This window comes from Pseudomonas sp. RHF3.3-3, from assembly GCF_048069595.1.
Lineage (GTDB): Bacteria > Pseudomonadota > Gammaproteobacteria > Pseudomonadales > Pseudomonadaceae > Aquipseudomonas > Aquipseudomonas fuscovaginae_B.
Genome location: NZ_CP182250.1, coordinates 1,355,015 through 1,374,998, shown reverse-complemented (window position 1 = coordinate 1,374,998; position 19,984 = coordinate 1,355,015). Strand labels below are relative to the sequence as shown.

Genomic DNA, 19,984 nt, shown 5'->3' with positions numbered 1-19,984 from the left:
GGCGAACGCGCCAGCCAACCGTCACTTGTAGAACAGATCGACGACCACCTCGGCGGAGAACGGCCCGGCCCTGGGGCGGTCACTGTTCCATAACAGTTCGGCATCGAAGCTGGCCGTGGCGGCATGGGTGCTGCCCAGCAGTTCGGCCAGGTGGAAGGAACGGTTGTACGGGATCGGCGCCCCGCCACCGGCCCTGACGATACGAATGCCGACGCCGTCGTTGCCGTTGGGGATCAGCAACTCGCCGGCCAGGGTGCCCGACACCGGCTTGAGTCGCGCATCCAGGCTGAAGGCACTGTCGCAGGTACGGCTGGTGTGCAGGGCAAACGGACGCCGTTCGATCACCTGCCCAACGACCACGTTCTGGATCGCGACCCGCCCGAAATCGACGGTCTCGGGGATGACCTGCAATTGCGCGTCACAGGCCACGAAGCGCAGGCCGCCGAGGTTGTTGATCACGTAGTTGAGCGAATTGCCGTCGCTGCCCGACCCACTGCCGCCATCGAGCTGGAACAGCCGGTAATCCTGCAATTGGCTGGCCACGCCCGAGGGTGGCGTCGGGCCGAACTTTTCGATGAACAGCGAGAAGCCCAGATTGAAACTCAGCGGCGCACAGGCCTGGGCGTTGCCGCAGGCCGGCAGGCTGCGGCCGGTGGCGATGCGGCCATGGCTCTGGCGATGGTCGACCCCGTCGAGAGTCAACCCCAGGCGAATGCCCTGGCCGACCACCTGGCGAGCCGGATTGAGGTAGAGATAGACCTCCTCCGTGGCGCCCGCCCCCTCCCTGACGCACTCGACCGCCAGATTGAGCGGCTCCGAACGCCAGACCAGCGTGCCGTTGGGCGACGACGCCGGAATCGCCACGCTGCTGCCGAGATCGGCACTGGCCACCAGCGCCCCGCTGCCTTGCAGGGTACAGGTGAGGGCAAAACAACTGGCGGGGCTGAGCAGGCCAAGCAGCAACAGGCAGCGTCGCCAGGTCATGCGAGACATCCTAATCATGGGCGGATCCGTTCCGGGAAAGAGAAGCGTCGCCGACCAGCGACGCGTTGAAAGGTGCACCGAAATCGCATCGGGCACGGTAAGCACGCTGGCCACCGTAATCGGTCAGCGCGTTGAACCGCAGCCAGGCCGGACGGACCGCCAGGGCGCGGGAGCTGAGCAGCAGTTCACGGCGCCCGCCCGGCGGTATGAGCAGGTCATCACCGAGCGGGTGGCGGCCCTGCTCGCCGGCCAGTTCGAGGCCCAGCAGCGCCGCATGGAAGTCCGTCGGGTTCTCCACCTTGAGGCGGGGCACGCCGCTGGCATCGCGCTCCAGTCTCCAGAGCAGGCGTTGCGGGGTCTGTGCCGGATCACCGGCCAGACCCGCCGGGCGGAACAGCACGTTGATCCGCTGGCGGATGGCGATGCTCAAGCGACTGTCGCCGGCCTGCGTCCGGGGGATTTCCATGACGTACAGGTGCAACAGCGACTCCCGTCCGGTCGGCATGCCCCGTCCTTCGTACATCAACCGCAGCGCCTGCCGGCTTTCGGGCGCCAGCCGCGCGATCGGCGGCGTCAGCACGAACGGCAGGTGATTGGGGTGGCTGTCTTCGTGCCCCTCGAGCCAGGCCTGCAGCAACACCTCCTGGCGACCGCGATTGCGCGCCTCGATGCTCACATCGCGAAAGCGCCCGTCGAACACCAGGCGTGTGCCGCTCAGGGACACGCTTGCCAGCACCGGCGCCGCCACGACCAGGCCCAGCAGCAGGCCGAATATCCGCAGACCGTTCACCGGCACACCTCCCTGACCCGGTCGTAGGTCAGTTGCGGGTCCCGCGGCGGCAGACGGAACTGGAACTGGCAGCCATGCCCCGACCAGCGGACCTGCAGCGTTCCCTGTTCCTGCTCGCTGAGCACCAGGGCGCGACTGGTCGGGTCCACCACGGCGAGCACCTTGCCCTGGGCATCCTGGACGCTGGCACCGAACGGCAGGGCGCTGCCATCGGCCAGGCTCAGTTCGAACTGCACCCGGCGCCCGGCACTGGCCTTGAACAGCGCGTGGGTCGACGAACCACGACGTGGCACCACCTGCACGACGGCGTTGTCCACCTCGACATCGGCGCCCAGGCGGCGCGTGTCCAGGCTGACCCAGTTGGCCCGATAGGGCTGCACGTACGGCACCACGGCAAAGCCGTTGCGCCCGGTCTCGACGCCACCGAAGTTGTTGAAATGCGCACCGCGCACACCCGGTACCTCGGCCAGCACGAAGGTGTCGCCCAGGGACTGCCCCAGGTTCACTCCACCGGCATGGGCGACCAGCGACCCACGCGCGCCCAGGTTCCAGCTGTTGAAATCCTGGCCATGGCTGTAGCCGGCCTCGAAACGACCGACGGAGGTGGTGGCATTCACACTGGCGGAACCGGCACGGGCACCGCTGCCGTCATTGCCGACCAGGACCGAGTAGAAGGCATTCCGGTCGAGCACGCGCCCGGTCAGGCCGGCCATCACGCTGGAGTCGCCCTGGTTGTCGCGCACTGCCGTCAGCGAGGCGCGGGTCGAGCGCTCATGCCGGCCCAGCGGCAACGACAGGGTCAGGGTGAACTGGTGGTCAGTGGCGACCCGGCCGTCGAGATCGGCCGAACGGGTGCGATCCAGGGACAGGCTGTAGCTCAGATCGCGCCAGTAGCCGCCATAGGTGGCGTTGAACTGGCGCGACTTGCCCGGCAGGTTCCAGTAGCGCTGCTCCAGGGCGGTAAAGCTGAATGTCCCCGTTTCCAGGGGTTGGCTGAGGGTGATGTCGAAACGGTCACGGGCCCGGCCGAGCGAAGTGCGCGTCAGATTGCTGCGTTCCTCCACGTGCTGCTCGAAGCTGCGGTAGTGCTCGCTGGAGTAACGATAACCGGCCAGGGCGAAGGTGGTCCGGGTGGCATTCAGGGTATTGGCATAACGCAGGCGCAGGCTCTTGCCGCCCAGGTCGGTAGCGCCCTGGTGACTGACCGAATGGGTCAGGTCGGCCGACACCGCGCCCACGCCGGTGTTGACCCCCACCCCGAGGTTGCTGGCCTCGAACCCGTCCGCCACCTGCACCCCACCAAAACCGCTGAGCCGTTCACTCAAGCCGTAGATCAGGGTGGTACTGGCAAATCCGGGGTTCATCTGCCGACTGTCGTTGCTGTCGTACTCGCCGGCCTCGGCGCTGTAGCTGAAGGAACCCTTGGGCAGCATCAACGGCAGCGAGGCGAACGCCTGGACGAAGGTACGTTGCCGGCCATCCGCCTCGATCACCGTTACCAGCAGGTCGCCGTTGGAGCCACTGGGATAGAAGTCATTGATCTCGAACGGGCCGGGCGGCACGTTCGCGCTGTACAGCAGGTAACCGGCCTGGCGAATCTCCACGGTGGCGTTGCTTTCGGCGACGCCCCGGATGACCGGCGCATAGACCCGCTCGCTGTCGGGCAGCATGCCGTCGTCCGATGCCACCTGGACGCCACGGAAACGTACACTGTCGAACACCCGTGAGTCGGTGTAGGTCTCGCCCAGGGTCAGTTGGCCCTTCCAGGCGGTCAGGTCGCGCTGGGCGTAGGTCTGGTTGCTGGTGAAGCGGGTGGACTGCAAGTCGCCATGGACCAGCGAGGATTCGTTGCGCAAGCGCCAGGGCCCGAGGTTCAGGCCATTGCGCAGGCCCAGGTAGTAGCTATCGGTCTTCTGCCGATCGAACTCGCGGCGATTGCCGTTGAAGGAATAGCTGACGAAAGCACTGTTGACGCCCTGATCCCACAGCTCCGGCGACAGGTAGCCACGGGCATCGCGCCGCAGGGCGACCTGCGGCACGCTGAGGTTGAGGGCCAGGCTGTTGGGCTGGTAGTCGACGCTGGCCCGCTCCAGTTGGCCGAGGTCGAAACACTGCTCGCCCGCGCTATCCGGCGACACCCTGCCCAGGCTGGCCAGGCGTTCGGTATCCAGCCCCAGGTCCCGCAGCAGGTCCGGGGTCAGGCAGGGCTCGACCCGCCCGCTGGAGCTGTCCCGATTGAAACGCACATCACGACGGGCACTGAGGACCCGGTTCAGGTAGATATCCACCCGATAGAGGCCAGGCAGTACGCTGTTACCCTCCAGAAACGCGCGGATATCCGCCGGCTGCTCGCCACCATGGATGAACGCGGTATTGAACCGCAGGCCCTCTTCGACCGGCTCGGCCAGCGCCACGTCCGGCACCAGCAGGAACAGCCCCAGGGACAGTGGCAGGCGTGCCTGCCGGTTCACGTTCTGCAGCAGGGGGAATGTCGCGGCCTCCGTTTTCCCGCGACACGATGACACCAGAACTTCCTTTGTTCTTCGATAGAGCCAGTCCATTTGCAACCTTCACTCAATGTCTTGAGATATTTGTTAAAGGCGAACGCCTTCGCGCACAGGCTCTTGCGAGGGTGCGGCCATTTTCAAAAAAGGGGTGGGTGGGAGACGGCGGCGCTAATCCTCGACCCACAGGGCCTGGCCGGTTTTCCAGTCGGAAAGTCGATAGGCCACGACGGCACCGTGGTCGTTGATGCTCTTGAAACTCAGCCGAGCCTGCTGCGGCGTCACCGACACCGGCAGGCTGAACTCCCGCGCCTGTCCGGGCGCCAGCATCGAGTTGCGGTGATGCAGCAGTCTGCGCTCATCACCGAACAGCTCGATATCCACCAGGGTGACGTGAAACGGCCCGGGGTTGCTCGCCACCAGGACACCTCCGGGCTTGAGGCGCCAACGGACTTGCCGGGGCGCCAGTTCCGGGTCGGCCATCAACTGGCGGGGACGATAGAACACCTTGATACGCTGGCGAATACCGATCTGCAGCGTGTTCTCCTGTTCGCTGGCCTGGGGTATCTCCTGGACATTCAGCCAGAACAGCGACTCCCGGTCAGTCGGCATGTCGGCCCCGGAGTGAATGATCCGTACCGTCTGCCGCCCGCCACCCGACAACGGCACCAGGGCCGGGACGACGGCAAACGGCAGGTCCGCCGCTGTCGCATCGTCTGCCTCCAGCCAGGACTGCAAGAGGATGGTGGACTTGTTGCGGTTCGACACACTGAGCACCGCTTCCCTGTCCTGCGCCGGGTACACCAGCCGGGTGCTGTTCAGCACGATCCCGGCCTGGGCATGCCCCCACGCCCACGCGACCAGCGCCACGCCGATCATCGATCTCGTCAACTTGCGCATGTTGCGTTCCATCTGTTCGGAAGAAACGGAGCCTTGCAGCTCCGTTCAGGCCCATGACTCAGTTGTAGGTCAGCACGAAGGGCACCGTGCCCGTGGCTGCGCCAGGTACGGTGGACACGCCGTTCTTCACGAACAGTGCACGCAGCGACAGGGTGCCGCTGGAGCCGCTGCCGCTGGGTTGCAGAATGCCGTCGATGGTGTCGGAGGGGTCCTGGATATTCAGGAAGTTATCGTTATCCCGACGAACCAGGCCGATACCCACGCCTCTGGCGGCACCGCTGGTCGGCAGCAGGTAGGGGTCGCCCTGATCGACCTGGGCCGGGCGGAATGACATGTGCACGGTGCTTTCAGCCGCCGGCTGCAGGCAGGTCACCAGCAGGTCGATATCCTTGGCCGTGCCCAGGCGGGACTCGGTACGGTTGCCGATATCGGCAAAGGAAACCCGCCCGAGATCGACCGGGATATTGTCGGCCGAACCGCCCCCGGAAGACACCTCGCAACTGGTGTTGGTCAGTGCACCGGTAAAGTTCAGCGTGCCACCGTTGGCCGCGTGGGCGGAGCCCGCCACGCCAAGGGCTGAACCCAATAGAACCAACATCACGGAAATCTTTTTCATGCGAACACAATCCTTCGAGTTAATCGTTTGCACCCATCACTTGGGTGGCGGCCAATATAGTCGGGGATCGTCATTCGAACTATCAGATCCGGCCTTATTCAAGGGGCCGATTCAACCCGCCGCCAGGACATCTGCCTCCGTCAGAAGAAAATGTCATTCGACGGACACAGAAAAGTGACCACGACAGTGTTTAAGATTAAAAAGACTATCGATGAAAGCCGCCATCAGCAAACTCACGAAAAGCACAAAAGCAAAATCATCGATATCTTTTTAATTATATCGATCAACAGGTTAGGCAGGCCGATCGCGAAGAGAGTGAGGCAATGTCAACTTGATGCCGGATATTTCGCAATACTGCACCCGCCTTTATACGGCCAGGATAATACTGATGTCATGCCACACGTTCAGTTCTATAGATACGTGATTGTCACGACTCCCTGCGGGGACAGCTTTTTCACGCTGGGAGCCTTGCCTGGCAAGGGTTGGAAGCGAGTGCTAAAGGGCAATATGCCATTACCACAGGCATTATCCGCAGTATCAACCCACAGTGTTACACCGGGTGCGACCTTGAGACGTTCAGAAACGCCATGGTTATGTACCGAGGCCGATGTCACCTCACACGCCGCCTCGACAATCTGGCCACTGAAACGAATTTGCCCGGCATTGGCCGCCGCCACACTGGAGCAAACTCCCATCAACAACAGGACACCAAATACCGATAGTGTGTATTTCATATCAACCACTCCCAAACAGGGTGACCCCCATATCAATTAAAGCCCACGCGAGCGCACTCCACCGAAAAAACGAGGAATATCCGTAGGACTTCTTATATTCAATTAAACATACGACCCCGGAACACAACGCCTGCACAGACATGTCCATTAAAAAGCAGGCAGCCGATAATCCGGTCTATATCCCGCTTTATCGTCTGCAACAATTATTTCTTTAATGACTGTCCAGGCGGGCCGTAGCTGACAGCCGTGTCAGTTAGCCGTCACCGTGCTGACCGGATAGCGGGGTTATAAAGAGGCTACTGTTCTGCCAGCATTGGCCTTCCTTCCATTCGTACCGGCGTTTTGACACCATGCACATCCCGAAGAAAACCCTGTTGGGCCTTGCCGCGATCCTGGTGGCGGCCGCCGGTGGCACCTGGACATTGACCCGCACCGCTCCCGTCCGGCACGCCGGCAGCGCGCCGATCCCGGTCAAGGTCATCCACGTGGTGCAACAGGACGTCCCGCGTTATGCCAGCGGCATCGGTACGGCCCTGTCACTGCACAGCGTGGTGATCCGCCCACAGATCGATGGCATCCTCACCCGCCTGCTGGTCAAGGAAGGGCAACTGGTCAAGGAAGGCGACCTGCTGGCGACCCTTGACGACCGCTCGATCCAGGCCAGCCTGTCCCAGGCCAAGGCACAACTGGCGCAAAGCCAGGCGCAATTGCAGGTGGCCGAGGTCGACCTCAAGCGCTACAGGCAGTTGACCGTCGACAACGGGATCTCGAAGCAGACCTACGACCAGCAGCAGGCCCTGGTCAACCAGCTCAAGGCCACCACCCTCGGCAACCAGGCGGCGATTGACGCGGCGCAGGTGCAACTGTCCTACACCCGGATCCGTTCGCCGGTGACCGGCCGGGTCGGTATCCGCTCCGTCGATGAGGGCAACTTCCTGCGCATGAGTGATGCCCAGGGCCTGTTTTCCGTGACCCAGATCGATCCGATCGCCGTGGAGTTCTCCCTCCCGCAACAGATGCTGCCAACCCTGCAGGGGCTGCTTGGCGCCGACAGGCCGGCAGCGGTGAAAGCCTACCTGGGCGACGAAGGCCACGGTGACAGCCTGCTCGGCTCCGGTCATCTGACGCTGATCGACAATCAGGTCTCGGCCACCACCGGCACCATCAAGGCCAAGGCCGAGTTCAGCAACCCGGGTCAGAAGCTGTGGCCGGGCCAACTGGTCAATATCAAGATCCAGACCGCCCTCGACCGCGGCGCCCTGGTGGTGCCACCGACGGTAGTGCAACGCGGCCTGGACGGCTACTTCGTCTACCGGGTCAAGGACAAGGGCGTGGAAGTGGTGCCGGTCCAGGTGCCTTACCAGGACAGCGAACAGAACATCATCCAGGGCGTGCAGGCCGGCGATCAGTTGGTCAGCGACGGCCAGTCGCGACTCAAGCCCGGCGCCCTGGTCGAGATACTCGGTGCGCCCAGGCTGGCCGGGCAGGCCGTGGCCGGAGAACCCAAGCCATGATCAAGGACAGCCGCGGCGTCTCGGCCTGGTGCATCAATCACCCGGTGGCGACCATCCTGCTCACCTTCGCCCTGGTCCTGCTCGGGCTGATCGCCTTCCCGCGGCTGCCGCTGGCACCGTTGCCGGAGGCCGAATTCCCGACCATCCAGGTGTCCGCGCAACTGCCCGGTGCCAGTCCGCAGACCATGGCGTCTTCGGTGGCGACACCGCTGGAAGTGCAGTTCAGCGCCATCCCCGGCGTGACCCAGATGACCTCCAGCAGTGCCCTGGGTACCACCACCCTGACCCTGCAATTCACCCTGAGCAAAAGCATCGATACCGCCGCACAGGAGGTCCAGGCGGCGATCAACACCGCCTCGGGCAAGCTGCCCAAGGACATGCCGACCCTGCCCACCTGGCGCAAGGTCAACCCGGCCGACAGTCCGGTGCTGATCCTCAGTGTCAGTTCCAGCCAGATGCCCGGCACCGAACTGAGCGACTATGCCGAGACCCTGCTGGCCCGCCAGCTCAGCCAGATCGATGGCGTCGGCCAGATCAACATCACCGGCCAGCAGCGTCCGGCCATCCGCGTGCAGGCTTCGGCGGACCGCCTGGCGGCCATCGGCCTGACCCTGGCCGACCTCCGCCTGGCGATCCAGCAGACCAGCCTCAACCTGGCCAAGGGCGCGCTGTACGGCAAATCGAGCATCTCCACCCTGTCGACCAACGACCAGTTGTTCCAGCCGCAGGAGTACGGTGAGCTGATCGTCTCCTACAAGAACGGCGCGCCGGTGCAGCTCAAGGATATCGCCCGGGTGGTCCGTGGCTCCGAAGACGCCTATGTGCAGGCCTGGTCCGGCGATGTGCCGGGGGTGAACCTGGTGATCTCGCGCCAGCCGGGGGCGAACATCGTCGAAACCGTGGAGCGGATCAAGGCCGCCCTGCCGGGCCTGGAGGCCATGCTGCCGGCCTCGGTGCAGGTCAGGGAACTGATCGACCGCACCCAGACCATCCGCGCCTCGCTGCATGAAGTGGAAATGACGCTGCTGATCGCCATCCTGCTGGTGGTGGCGGTAATGGCGCTGTTCCTGCGCCAGCTGTCGGCGACCCTGATCGTCTCGGCGGTGCTCGGCGTGTCGCTGGTAGCCAGCTTCGCACTGATGTACGTGATGGGCTTCAGCCTGAACAACCTGACCCTGGTGGCGATCGTCATTGCCGTCGGCTTCGTGGTCGACGACGCGATCGTCGTGGTGGAAAACATCCACCGCCACCTGGAGGCCGGCGACGGCATGCGCGAAGCCGCCATCAAGGGTGCCGGGGAGATCGGCTTCACCGTGGTCTCCATCAGCTTCTCGCTGATCGCCGCCTTCATCCCGCTGCTGTTCATGGGAGGGGTGGTGGGCCGGCTGTTCAAGGAGTTCGCCCTGACTGCGACCTCGACCATCCTGATTTCAGTGGTGGTCTCGCTGACCCTGGCGCCAACCCTGGCCGCGCTGTTCATGCGCGCGCCGGTGCATCACGAACACGCCAAGGCAACCTTCGGCGAGCGCCTGCTGGCGCTCTACGAGCGCGGGCTGCGCCGTGCGCTGGACCACCAGAAACTGATGTTCGGGATTTTCTGCCTGACCCTCGGCCTGGCCGTGGCCGGCTACGTATTCATTCCCAAGGGTTTCTTCCCGGTGCAGGACACCGGCTTCGTGCTGGGCACCACCGAGGCCGCCGCCGATGTCTCGTTCGACGACATGGTGGCCAAGCACAAGGCCCTTGCCGAGATCGTCGCCGCCGACCCGGCGGTGCAGGCGTTCTCCCATTCGGTGGGCGTCTCGGGCAGCAACCAGACCATCGCCAACGGCCGCTTCTGGATCGCGCTCAAGCCACAGGACCAGCGCGACGTTTCCGCCAGTGCCTTCATCGACCGGATCCGGCCGCAGCTGATGCGGATCCCCGGCATCGTGCTCTACCTGCGCGCCGGCCAGGACATCAACCTCAGCTCCGGGCCGAGCCGGGCCCAGTACCAGTACGTGCTCAAGAGCAACGACGGCGACCTGCTGAACACCTGGACACAGCGCCTGACGGAAAAGCTGCGGGCCAACCCGGCGTTCCGCGACCTGTCCAACGACCTGCAACTGGGTGGCAGCATCACCCACATCACCATCGACCGGCGGGCCGCCGCGCGCTTCGGCCTGACTGCCAGCGATGTCGACGAAGCGCTCTACGATGCGTTCGGCCAGCGCCAGGTCAACGAGTACCAGACCGAGACCAACCAGTACAACGTGATCCTCGAGCTGGACACCGCCCAGCGAGGCAAGGCCGAGAGCCTGAACTACTTCTACCTGCGTTCGCCGCTGACCGGCGAGATGGTGCCGCTGTCGGCCCTGGCGCGCTTCGATGCGCCCACCAGCGGGCCGCTGTCGATCGCCCACGATGGCATGTTCCCGGCCGCCAACCTGTCGTTCAACCTCAGCCCCGGCGTGGCCCTGGGCGACGCGGTGCTGCTGCTTGACCAGGCGAAGAACGAGATCGGCATGCCGGCCTCCATCAGCGGCAACTTCCAGGGAGCGGCCCAGGCCTTCCAGAGCTCCCTGGCCAGCCAGCCGTGGCTGATCCTCGCGGCACTGGTGGCGGTGTACATCATTCTCGGCGTGCTCTACGAGAGTTTCGTGCACCCGCTGACGATCATCTCCACCCTGCCCTCCGCCGGCCTCGGCGCACTGATCATGCTCTGGCTGCTGGGCCAGGATTTCTCGATCATGGCGCTGATCGGCCTGGTGCTGCTGATCGGTATCGTGAAGAAGAACGGCATCCTGATGATCGACTTCGCCCTCGAGGCCCAACGGGGCGGGCTGACGCCCGAGCAAGCCATCTACAAGGCCTGTGTCACCCGCTTCCGACCGATCATCATGACCACCCTGGCAGCCCTGCTCGGCGCCCTGCCGCTGATGCTCGGCCACGGTACCGGCGCCGAACTGCGCCAGCCACTGGGGATCGCCGTGGTCGGCGGCCTGCTGGTGAGCCAGGCGCTGACGCTGTTCACCACGCCCGTCATATACTTGTGGCTCGAGCGGCTTTTCCATCGGCCCCAACCGGCAGCCGTGCCGGCGATCACACATTGAGGCTGAGCCATGCGAGTCCTGATTATCGAAGATGAAGAAAAAACCGCCGACTACCTGCATCGCGGCCTGACCGAGCAGGGCTACACCGTCGACCTCGCGCGCGATGGCGTCGGCGGCCTGCACCTGGCGCTGGAAAGCGATTACGCGGTGATCGTCCTCGACGTGATGCTGCCGGAACTCGACGGCTTCGGCGTGCTCAAGGCCCTGCGGGCACGCAAGCAGACCCCGGTGATCATGCTCACCGCCCGCGAGCGGGTCGAGGACCGCATCCGTGGCCTGCGCGATGGCGCCGACGACTACCTGGGCAAACCGTTTTCCTTTCTCGAACTGGTGGCCCGCCTGCAGGCCCTGACCCGGCGCAGCGGCGGCGGCCATGAGCCCGTGCAGATCAGCGTCGCCGACCTCTGGGTCGACCTGATCAGCCGCAAGGCCAGCCGTGCCGGCCAGCGCCTGGACCTGACCGCCAAGGAGTTCTCGCTGCTCAGTGTGCTGGCCCGGCGCCAGGGCGAAATCCTCTCGAAGACGGCGATTGCCGAGATGGTCTGGGATATCAATTTCGACAGCGATGCCAACGTCGTCGAGGTGGCGATCAAGCGCCTGCGCGCCAAGCTCGACGGCCCGTTCGAACAGAAACTGCTGCATACTATCCGCGGCATGGGTTATGTGCTGGAGAGCCGCGGTGTCGACTAACTCCATCGCCCTGCGCCTGAGCACCCTGTTCAGCCTGGTGGCGCTGCTGGTGTTCCTGCTGATCGGCGGTGCGTTGTACCAGCAGGTGGAAAAGGGCCTGGGTCTGCTGCCCGAAGCTGAACTGGATGCGCGCTACAGCGTGCTCGAATCCTCGATCAACCGTTTCGGCACGCCGGATCACTGGGCCAAGTTCAGCGCCAAGCTCAAGCAACTGGGCGAGGAGGACAAGCGCATCCGCTTCTGGGTGGTCAGCAGCGACCCGAACTATGAATACGGCGCGCCCGATGCGCAGATCCGCGCCTTCGCCGCCGGCCCCAGGGGCATGCGTGACCTGCAGTTGCCGGGGCACGCCTACCCGTTCAAGGTGCTGCTCAATACCATGCCGGCCAAGGACCAGCGGCCGCCCCTGCAGTTCCTGATCGCCATCGACACCGAGACCTTCCGTCAGACCCAGCACCAGTTGCTGATCGCCCTGGTCAGCCTGGCGATCGTCGGTGTGCTGCTGGCCTCGGCCCTGGGCTACTGGGTCGCCCGGATCGGCCTCAAGCCGTTGATCAAGCTGTCGCAGGAGGCCGGCAAGCTGGCACCGCCACGCCTGACCGGACGCCTGCAGCTGTCGCCGCTGCCGCCGGAGCTCAGCCAGTTCGTCAATGCCTTCAACTCGACCCTGGAGCGGGTGGAACAGGCCTATTCGCGACTGGAATCGTTCAACGCCGATGTCGCCCACGAACTGCGCTCGCCGCTGACCAACCTGATCGGCCAGACCCAGGTGGCACTGACCCGCGGACGCTCCGCCGAACATTACTTCGAGGTGCTGCAATCGAACCTCGAGGAACTGGAGCGCCTGCGCTCGATCATCAACGACATGCTGTTCCTGGCCAGCGCCGACCAGGGCAGCAAGGCCACCAAGCTGATCAGTACCTCGCTGGCGGCAGAGGTGGCGACGACCCTCGACTACCTGGATTTCATTCTCGAGGACGCCCGGGTCCGGGTCGAGGTCAGTGGCGATGCCCTGGTGCGGATCGAGGTCGCCCACCTGCGTCGGGCGCTGATCAACCTGCTGAGCAACGCGGTGCAACACACCGCGCCCGAGCAGGTGATTCTGGTACGCATCGAGCAGGAGGGCGGGCAGGTGACGATCGCGGTGTCCAACCCCGGGGAAACCATCGCCAGCGAGCATCTGTCGCGCCTGTTCGAACGCTTCTATCGAGTCGATGCCTCGCGCAGCAACAGTGGCGCCAACCATGGACTGGGCCTGGCGATCGTCAAGGCGATCGCGCTGATGCACGGCGGCGATGTGTTCGTACACAGCGGCGACGGCGTCAATACCTTCGGCATCCATCTCCCCGCCTGACGCTCTCCCGACAGGGACTGTTGCCCAGAACGTAACAGTCCTTCAAGCGGGCCGGTCTTTTTCCAGGCCCCCAGGGCATTTAACCTTGCCTCAACCAACAGCACTTGCTCAGCAAGAAGGTTCTTTAAAATGTCCAGTTCCATGGGTATGGCCAGTCTCTTTGTCCTGTCCGCTGTCATGTTGTCGCCTCTGGCGCACGCCGAGGAGTCCCAGTCTTTCGTCGCGCAGAACGCCGCCCGGGCCGCTGCCCGCCAGGATCACGTCGAAATGACCGCCAAGGCCCAAAGCCGCACGCCAGAGCGGCACAGCTCGGTAAATCCGGCTCAGCCGGACAGCGCCAGGGATAGCTGAAAGCTGCCCGCAGAACGCTTCCCTCTCCATCGATCCAGTTTCCTGCCCGGGGTCGATGGCTTCAAAAGCCGCTGATACAGCGGCTTTCTTTATTGTCGCCTGCCTCCTGCGTCACGCAACAGGAACGACCGTCTCATCGATTCAAGTAGCTCGACAGTCATGAAGATCGCCCTCTCACTCAGGCCAATCTTCATTGCTCCGGCTGCAACGATGTCGAACGCCACCCAGGCTGGCGACGGCTCCAGCATCCTGCCAGCGAACGTCCGCTACGTGGTGCAGGAGGCCGAGTAACTGCGGCAGTGCGGGCTACTCGGCGGTCGACGAGTATCGGGTCATCGTCGACTACCCGGTGAATATCTTCTAGCATTCGGTAAAGGGCCAGCTGGCGGAGGCTGGCCTTTTTTACGCTGGGGCTTTATACGGGCCCCGACACCCCCGAGCTGCATGAGGTTTGCCATCAATCACTCTTCGAACCGTTCGGCAATGCCTCGCCTGCTGCTGGTACTGGGCAGCGGCCTGAGCGTCAGCGCGATCCTCGGCATCGTCATCTATCTGCTGATCCGCGAACGGGGCAGCGCGGAACTGGTCGCCACGCGTGCCGCCACGAACATCGTGCAACTGATCGACGCCGATGTCCTGCGCAATGCCGAACTCTACGACAAGTCACTGCAGGACCTGATTGCCGCGGCGCGGCGCGAGGACCTCAAGCACGTCTCGCCGCAGGTTCGTCACCTGGCGCTGTTCGACAGCGCCACGGCGTCCCCGCAGAAGGGCGATATCCTGCTGCTCGACAAGCATGGCGAGGTGATTGCCGACTCGTCCTCGGTCGAGCCCCGGCCAGGCAATTTCGCCGACCGCGAATACTTCAAGGCCCATGTCGACAACCCCAGCCCGACAATGATGGTCAGCCATCCGTTCCTCGCCCGCGGGCGCATGATCGACTGGCGCATCGGCTTCAGCCGCCGGGTTTCGTCGCCCGAAGGCGAATTTCTCGGCGTGGCCCGGGCCGCGATACGCCTGAGCTACTTCAACGAACTGTTCAAGACCCTGAATATCGGTGCCAGCAGTACGGTCAACCTGCTCAGCAGCGATGGCATCCTGCTCGCCCAGGAGCCGCTGATGAGTGCCGACATGGTCGGCAAGGACTTCAGCCAGCGTCCCAACTTCCTGCGCATCGTGCATGAGGGCAATGGCAGTTTCAGCGCGATCTCCGGTGTCGACGGCAAGCAGCGGCTTTATACCTTTTCCCGGGTCGGCGAATTGCCGCTGATCGTGGTGGTGGCACTGTCGGAGGAAGAAGTCTATGCCGCCTGGTGGCGTACCACCTGGCTGGTGGGCAGCGCCACCGGCGGGTTGTGCGCCGGCCTGTTGTGGCTGAGCTGGCTGCTGGCGCGGGAACTGCGCCGACGCCAGCGGGCCGAGCAGGAACTGGCCGAGCTGGCCACCACCGACAGCCTTACGGGCGTCGCCAACCGCCGGGCCCTGGACCAGTCGTTGCTGCACGAATGGAACCGGGCACAACGCTCAGGCCAGCCGCTGTCGCTGCTGATGATCGATGCCGACCATTTCAAGGTGTTCAACGACCGCCATGGGCATCCGATGGGCGACGAAGCCCTGCGTCGAATCGCCCGGGTGATCGGCGAGAACATTCGCCGCCCGGCTGACCTGCTCGCGCGTTATGGCGGCGAGGAGTTCGCGGTGATCCTGCCCCAAACCGACGAGAACGGCGCCCGTTGCCTGGCCGGGAAGATTCTGAATGCCATCCGGCAGATGCCGGCGCCGGTCGCCGGGGCCTGCCCTCTAACCGTCAGTATCGGCGCCAGCACCCGATTGGTTTCCCGCGAAGCCGTCAGCGCCGGGGCCAACATCGAGCAACTGCTACAGGCTGCCGACCAGGCGCTGTACCAGGCCAAGCACAACGGCCGCGACCAGGTGGTTCACGCCGCGGACATCGAACTCGCGGCATAAAAAAAGGCTGCCCGGGGGCAGCCTTTGAAGAACAACAAAAGGAGAAAGTCGTTACACGGCCGCAACGGGACGCATGTACGAGATCGGCGCCGTGCTGGCGTCTTCGAAAGTCACCACTTCCCAGGCATCCTTCTGCTCGATGAGCTTGCGCAGGAGCTGGTTGTTCAGCGCGTGACCGGACTTGAAGCCCTTGAACTCACCAATCAGGCTGTTGCCCAGCAGGTAGAGGTCACCGATGGCGTCGAGGATCTTGTGCTTGACGAATTCGTCTTCGTAACGAAGGCCGTCTTCGTTCAGTACACCGTCCGAGTCGACCACGATGGCGTTTTCCACGCTGCCGCCGAGTGCGAGGTTGTGCTTGCGCAGGTACTCGATATCACTCATGAAGCCAAAGGTACGGGCGCGGCTGACTTCCTTCACGAACGACGTGCTGGAGAAATCCACGCTGGCACTCTGGGTGCGGTCACGGAACACCGGGTGATCGAAATCGATCTCGAAGCTCACCTTGAACCCGTCGAAAGGCACGAAAGTGGCGCGCTTGTCGCCGTCTTCCACTGTGACTTCGCGCAGGATGCGGATGAACTTCTTGGCTGCGTCCTGTTCTTCCAGGCCGGCGGATTGAATCAGGAATACGAAGGGTCCAGCGCTGCCGTCCATGATCGGAACTTCGGACGCGGAGAGCTCGACGTAGGCGTTATCGATGCCCAGGCCAGCCATGGCCGAGAGCAAGTGCTCCACCGTGTCCACTTTGGTGTCACCGTTGACCAGGGTGGTCGACATGGTGGTTTCACCAACGTTTTCCGCGCGCGCAGGAATCTGCACCACAGGGTCGAGGTCGGCACGACAAAACACGATGCCGGTATCCACGGGCGCTGGTTTGAGGGTCAGATAGACCTTCTCGCCCGAGTGCAGGCCGACACCTGTAGCACGGATAATATTTTTCAGGGTGCGTTGTTTAATCATGGCTTTGGCCGCTTCAGCGCAAATTGCGAACAGGTATCAACAAAGGCTGGCGATAATATCAGACCAGACCTTTGCTGAACACCAATCACCCTAATACTCCTGATACATTCCATCAATCGGCCTGACGACGCAGGAAGGCCGGGATATCCAGATAGTCCAGATCGTCCTGCGGGTTCATCTTCGCGGCAGTCGCAGCACCGGCCTGGGCCTGGTTGCGCATGACGGTCGGACGATCCAGGTCGCGGTAGTTCACCGACGGCAGTTCCTGACGCGCGGCAGCAGGTGCCTGGGTGGCGGCCGGCTGGCTGGCGGCGGTCTGCAGGGTGTTGTCGATGACCTTCACAGGCTTCTCGATGCGGGCACCCAGACCGGTGGCGACCACGGTCACGTGCAGTTCGTCGCGCATGTCCGGATCGATAACGGTACCGACCTTGACCATCGCCGCTTCCGAAGCGAAGGCCTCGATGATGCTACCCACGTCGGAGTACTCGCCCAGGGACAGGTCGGGACCGGCGGTGATGTTCACCAGGATACCGCGCGCGCCCTGCAGGTTGACGTCTTCGAGCAGCGGGTTGCGGATCGCCGCCTCGGTGGCTTCACGTGCACGGTTGGGACCGCTGGCGCAGCCAGTGCCCATCATCGCCATGCCCATCTCGCTCATCACGGTACGCACGTCGGCGAAGTCGACGTTGATCATGCCCGGACGCTTGATGATGTCGGAGATACCGCGAACGGCACCGGCCAGCACGTCGTCGGCCTTGGCGAAAGCCGACAGCAGGCTGGCGTCCTTGCCCAGGATGGTCAGCAGCTTCTCGTTGGGAATGGTGATCAGCGAGTCGACGCTGTCGCTCAGGGCACGGATGCCCTCGTCAGCGATCTGCATGCGCTTGCGCCCTTCGAACGGGAACGGACGGGTTACCACCGCAACGGTGAGGATGCCCATTTCCTTCGCCACTTCGGCGATGATCGGCGCTGCACCGGTACCGGTACCACCGCCCATGCCGGTGGTGATGAACACCATGTTGGTGCCCTGCAGCACTTCGGCGATGCGCTCGCGGTCTTCCAGAGCGGCCTGGCGGCCAACTTCCGGATTGGCACCGGCACCCAGGCCCTTGGTCACGCCGGTGCCCAGTTGCAGGATGGTCCGCGCGCCGATGTTCTTCAGCGCCTGGGCATCGGTGTTGGCGCAGATGAATTCGACGCCTTCGATGTTGGTCTTGACCATGTGGTTGACGGCGTTGCCGCCGCCACCGCCGACACCGATAACCTTGATTACCGGGCTTTGTGGGACGTTGTCTACGAGTTCGAACATGTTCCCTCTCCTTTCATTTCTCTAGTTTTTTCGCCTACTTCTACTGCTTTGAAACTTTAAAAGTTGCCCTGGACCCAGCGCTTCAGGCGCTCGAATACAGGAGCTTTCTGCTCTTCATCGCGATAGTCGTTTCTGTTGCCGCCGTTGTAACCGGACAGGGAAATGCCGTCCGACTGCTTTTGCAGCCCGTACAGCAACAGCCCCACCCCAGTTGAATAGATTGGATTGCGGACCACGTCGGACAGCCCCTTGACGGTGTGCGGAACACCCAGGCGGACCGGCATGTGGAAAATTTCTTCGGCCAGCTCGACCGCGCCTTCCATCTTCGAGGTACCACCGGTCAGCACGATGCCGGCCGGAATCAGGTCTTCGTAGCCGCTGCGGCGCAGCTCGGCCTGGATCAGCGTGAACAGTTCGTCGTAACGCGGCTCGACCACTTCGGCCAGGGCCTGGCGCGACAGCTCGCGCGGCGGACGATCACCCACGCTCGGGACCTTGATGGTTTCGCCGGCACCGGCCAGCTTGGCCAGGGCGCAGGCATAGCGGATCTTGATCTCTTCGGCGTACTGGGTCGGAGTGCGCAACGCCATGGCGATATCGTTGGTCACCTGGTCGCCGGCGATCGGGATCACCGCGGTATGGCGGATCGCACCTTCGGTGAAGATGGCGATGTCGGTGGTACCGCCGCCGATGTCCACCAGGCACACGCCCAGTTCCTTCTCGTCGTCGGTCAGTACCGAATAGGCCGAGGCCAGCTGTTCGAGGATGATGTCGTCGATTTCCAGACCGCAACGACGTACGCATTTCTCGATGTTCTGTGCCGCGTTCACCGCACAGGTGACCACGTGGACCTTGGCTTCCAGACGCACGCCGGACATGCCCAGGGGCTCGCGCACGCCTTCCTGGTTGTCGATCACGTAGTCCTGCGGCAGGGTGTGCAGTACCCGTTGGTCGGCCGGGATCGCCACGGCCTGGGCCGCATCGAGCACGCGCTCCAGGTCAGCCGAACTGACTTCGCGATCACGGATGGCGACGATGCCATGGGAGTTCAGGCTGCGGATGTGATTGCCCGCCACGCCGACGAACGCCGAGTGGATCCGGCAGCCGGCCATCAACTGCGCCTCTTCCACCGCCCGCTGGATCGACTGAACGGTCGACTCGATATTCACCACCACGCCCTTCTTCAGGCCGCGGGAGGGATGAGTACCGATACCGACGATTTCCACTGTGCCATCGGCCGCAACCTCGCCCACCAGCGCCACCACCTTGGAGGTGCCGATATCCAGTCCGACGATCATTTTGCCGCTTTGCACGTTTGCCATGGTCCTGCCTCTTCTTAATTCTTCGCAACGGCGGGTTTGTCCGCTACGGGTGCCACAGGTTCCCGCCATCCGACGGCCAGGCCGTTGGCGTAGCGCAGATCGATGCTGGCAATGTTCGTAATCTGTTCTTTCAGCGTTTTTTCATAAATGGCAATGAAACGGCGCATCTTCTCGACCAGATGGTCGCGGCCCAACAACAACTGGATGCCCGGCCCCGCGCTGCCCGCGCCGGTGGTCAGGAACCAGCTGCCCCGTTCCCGCAGTTCCAGCCGGGCGATGGAGAACCCCAGCGGGCGCAACATCTGGCTCAGGACCTGGTACTGCTGCATCACCTGCTGTTGGGCCCGCTGCGGGCCGAACAACTGCGGCAGATGTTCGTAGTTCGCCAGTTCCCGCGGCGCGAACGCCTGGCCCTGGTTGTTCAGCAGCGCCTCGTCGCCCCAGCGGGCCACCGGCAACTGCTCTTCCAGGCGGATCACCACCTGGTCCGGCCAGACCCGGCGGACTTCGGCGTGGGCGATCCACGGCATGGTTTCCAGCTCGGCGCGCATACCCGCCAGGTCGATGGTGAAGAAGCTCGCCGCCACGTACGGCGCGATCCGCTGCTGCACCGCCTGCTGGCTGATGTAGCTCAGGTCGCCCTGAACGTTGATCTTGCTGATCGGCCGATCCGCATAGGGCAGCAGGCGCTGGGCTCCCTCGTAAGTGCCAAAGCCCAGTGCCACCAGCAGGACCGGCCACATCAGGCGCTTCAGGAAGCCGAAATTGGCTTTCGGCAGACGCGCCGACACCGGCTCCTTGGCCACCATTCGACTGGCGCCCCGCGGCACCGGCTTGTTACGGCCGGAACCGGGTGGCTGATGACGAATCTGCGCGCCGTGCATGGCTCG

General features: G+C 63.8%; 17 protein-coding genes. 7 read left to right on the top strand and 10 right to left on the bottom strand.

Features of this window, described 5'->3' with window-relative positions; all coding sequences use genetic code 11:
* Window positions 1–21 precede the first annotated feature (21 nt).
* The 6 genes from ACMGT0_RS06210 to ACMGT0_RS06185 all read right to left on the bottom strand — a co-directional run bounded on the left by ACMGT0_RS06210 (window position 22) and on the right by ACMGT0_RS06185 (window position 6,528).
* Entirely contained in the window at window positions 22–1,002 is a 981-nt protein-coding gene (locus ACMGT0_RS06210) for a fimbrial protein (protein ID WP_054059848.1), read from the bottom strand.
* A complete protein-coding gene (locus ACMGT0_RS06205; protein ID WP_416771870.1) occupies window positions 995–1,774 on the bottom strand; it encodes a molecular chaperone in 780 nt (259 codons plus the stop codon). Before ACMGT0_RS06205 ends, ACMGT0_RS06210 begins: the two co-directional genes overlap by 8 nt.
* Window positions 1,771–4,227, bottom strand: a complete 2,457-nt coding sequence (locus tag ACMGT0_RS06200) for a fimbria/pilus outer membrane usher protein (RefSeq protein WP_416773429.1) — start codon at window positions 4,225–4,227, stop codon at window positions 1,771–1,773. The genes ACMGT0_RS06205 and ACMGT0_RS06200 overlap by 4 nt, the downstream gene beginning before the upstream one ends.
* Before the next feature lie 222 nt (window positions 4,228–4,449).
* Window positions 4,450–5,178: a molecular chaperone gene (locus ACMGT0_RS06195; protein ID WP_416771868.1), complete on the bottom strand. Its 729-nt coding sequence runs from the start codon at window positions 5,176–5,178 to the stop codon at window positions 4,450–4,452.
* Between the two features lie 58 nt (window positions 5,179–5,236).
* Window positions 5,237–5,794, bottom strand: coding sequence for a fimbrial protein (locus tag ACMGT0_RS06190; RefSeq protein WP_416771866.1), 558 nt, complete (start codon window positions 5,792–5,794; stop codon window positions 5,237–5,239).
* A 410-nt stretch (window positions 5,795–6,204) separates the two neighbouring features.
* Entirely contained in the window at window positions 6,205–6,528 is a 324-nt protein-coding gene (locus ACMGT0_RS06185; protein WP_160320648.1) for a type 1 fimbrial protein, read from the bottom strand.
* A gap of 350 nt (window positions 6,529–6,878) precedes the next feature.
* Here ACMGT0_RS06185 and ACMGT0_RS06180 point away from each other — a divergent pair, with 350 nt between their 5' ends.
* The 7 genes from ACMGT0_RS06180 to ACMGT0_RS06150 all read left to right on the top strand — a co-directional run bounded on the left by ACMGT0_RS06180 (window position 6,879) and on the right by ACMGT0_RS06150 (window position 15,497).
* Window positions 6,879–8,042 carry an efflux RND transporter periplasmic adaptor subunit gene (locus ACMGT0_RS06180; protein WP_416771863.1) on the top strand — a complete coding sequence of 388 codons (1,164 nt, stop codon included), beginning with the start codon at window positions 6,879–6,881 and terminating at the stop codon, window positions 8,040–8,042.
* Window positions 8,039–11,134, top strand: coding sequence for a multidrug efflux RND transporter permease subunit (locus ACMGT0_RS06175; RefSeq protein ID WP_054059853.1), 3,096 nt, complete (start codon window positions 8,039–8,041; stop codon window positions 11,132–11,134). Before ACMGT0_RS06180 ends, ACMGT0_RS06175 begins: the two co-directional genes overlap by 4 nt.
* Before the next feature lie 9 nt (window positions 11,135–11,143).
* Entirely contained in the window at window positions 11,144–11,824 is a 681-nt protein-coding gene (locus ACMGT0_RS06170; protein ID WP_017904851.1) for a heavy metal response regulator transcription factor, read from the top strand.
* On the top strand, window positions 11,814–13,178 hold the full coding sequence (locus ACMGT0_RS06165) for a heavy metal sensor histidine kinase (protein ID WP_416771861.1): 1,365 nt from the start codon (window positions 11,814–11,816) through the stop codon (window positions 13,176–13,178). Before ACMGT0_RS06170 ends, ACMGT0_RS06165 begins: the two co-directional genes overlap by 11 nt.
* 129 nt (window positions 13,179–13,307) lie before the next feature.
* Window positions 13,308–13,529, top strand: a complete 222-nt coding sequence (locus tag ACMGT0_RS06160) for a hypothetical protein (RefSeq protein ID WP_054059855.1) — start codon at window positions 13,308–13,310, stop codon at window positions 13,527–13,529.
* 159 nt (window positions 13,530–13,688) lie between these two features.
* Complete coding sequence (locus ACMGT0_RS06155) at window positions 13,689–13,820, top strand: hypothetical protein (RefSeq protein WP_275044040.1); 132 nt, start codon at window positions 13,689–13,691, stop codon at window positions 13,818–13,820.
* 192 nt (window positions 13,821–14,012) lie between these two features.
* The gene (locus ACMGT0_RS06150; protein WP_416771859.1) at window positions 14,013–15,497 is read left to right on the top strand and encodes a diguanylate cyclase; all 1,485 of its coding nucleotides are present in this window, start codon (window positions 14,013–14,015) and stop codon (window positions 15,495–15,497) included.
* A 51-nt stretch (window positions 15,498–15,548) separates the two neighbouring features.
* Here the strand turns inward: ACMGT0_RS06150 and lpxC are convergent, their stop codons facing one another.
* The 4 genes from lpxC to ACMGT0_RS06130 all read right to left on the bottom strand — a co-directional run bounded on the left by lpxC (window position 15,549) and on the right by ACMGT0_RS06130 (window position 19,978).
* Window positions 15,549–16,460: a UDP-3-O-acyl-N-acetylglucosamine deacetylase gene (gene lpxC / locus ACMGT0_RS06145; protein WP_010452622.1), complete on the bottom strand. Its 912-nt coding sequence runs from the start codon at window positions 16,458–16,460 to the stop codon at window positions 15,549–15,551.
* Window positions 16,461–16,572: 112 nt separating this feature from the next.
* Window positions 16,573–17,772 carry a cell division protein FtsZ gene (ftsZ, locus tag ACMGT0_RS06140; protein ID WP_054059857.1) on the bottom strand — a complete coding sequence of 400 codons (1,200 nt, stop codon included), beginning with the start codon at window positions 17,770–17,772 and terminating at the stop codon, window positions 16,573–16,575.
* A 56-nt stretch (window positions 17,773–17,828) separates the two neighbouring features.
* On the bottom strand, window positions 17,829–19,094 hold the full coding sequence (gene ftsA / locus ACMGT0_RS06135) for a cell division protein FtsA (RefSeq protein ID WP_017904846.1): 1,266 nt from the start codon (window positions 19,092–19,094) through the stop codon (window positions 17,829–17,831).
* A gap of 14 nt (window positions 19,095–19,108) precedes the next feature.
* On the bottom strand, window positions 19,109–19,978 hold the full coding sequence (locus ACMGT0_RS06130) for a cell division protein FtsQ/DivIB (RefSeq protein WP_054059858.1): 870 nt from the start codon (window positions 19,976–19,978) through the stop codon (window positions 19,109–19,111).
* Window positions 19,979–19,984 lie beyond the last annotated feature (6 nt).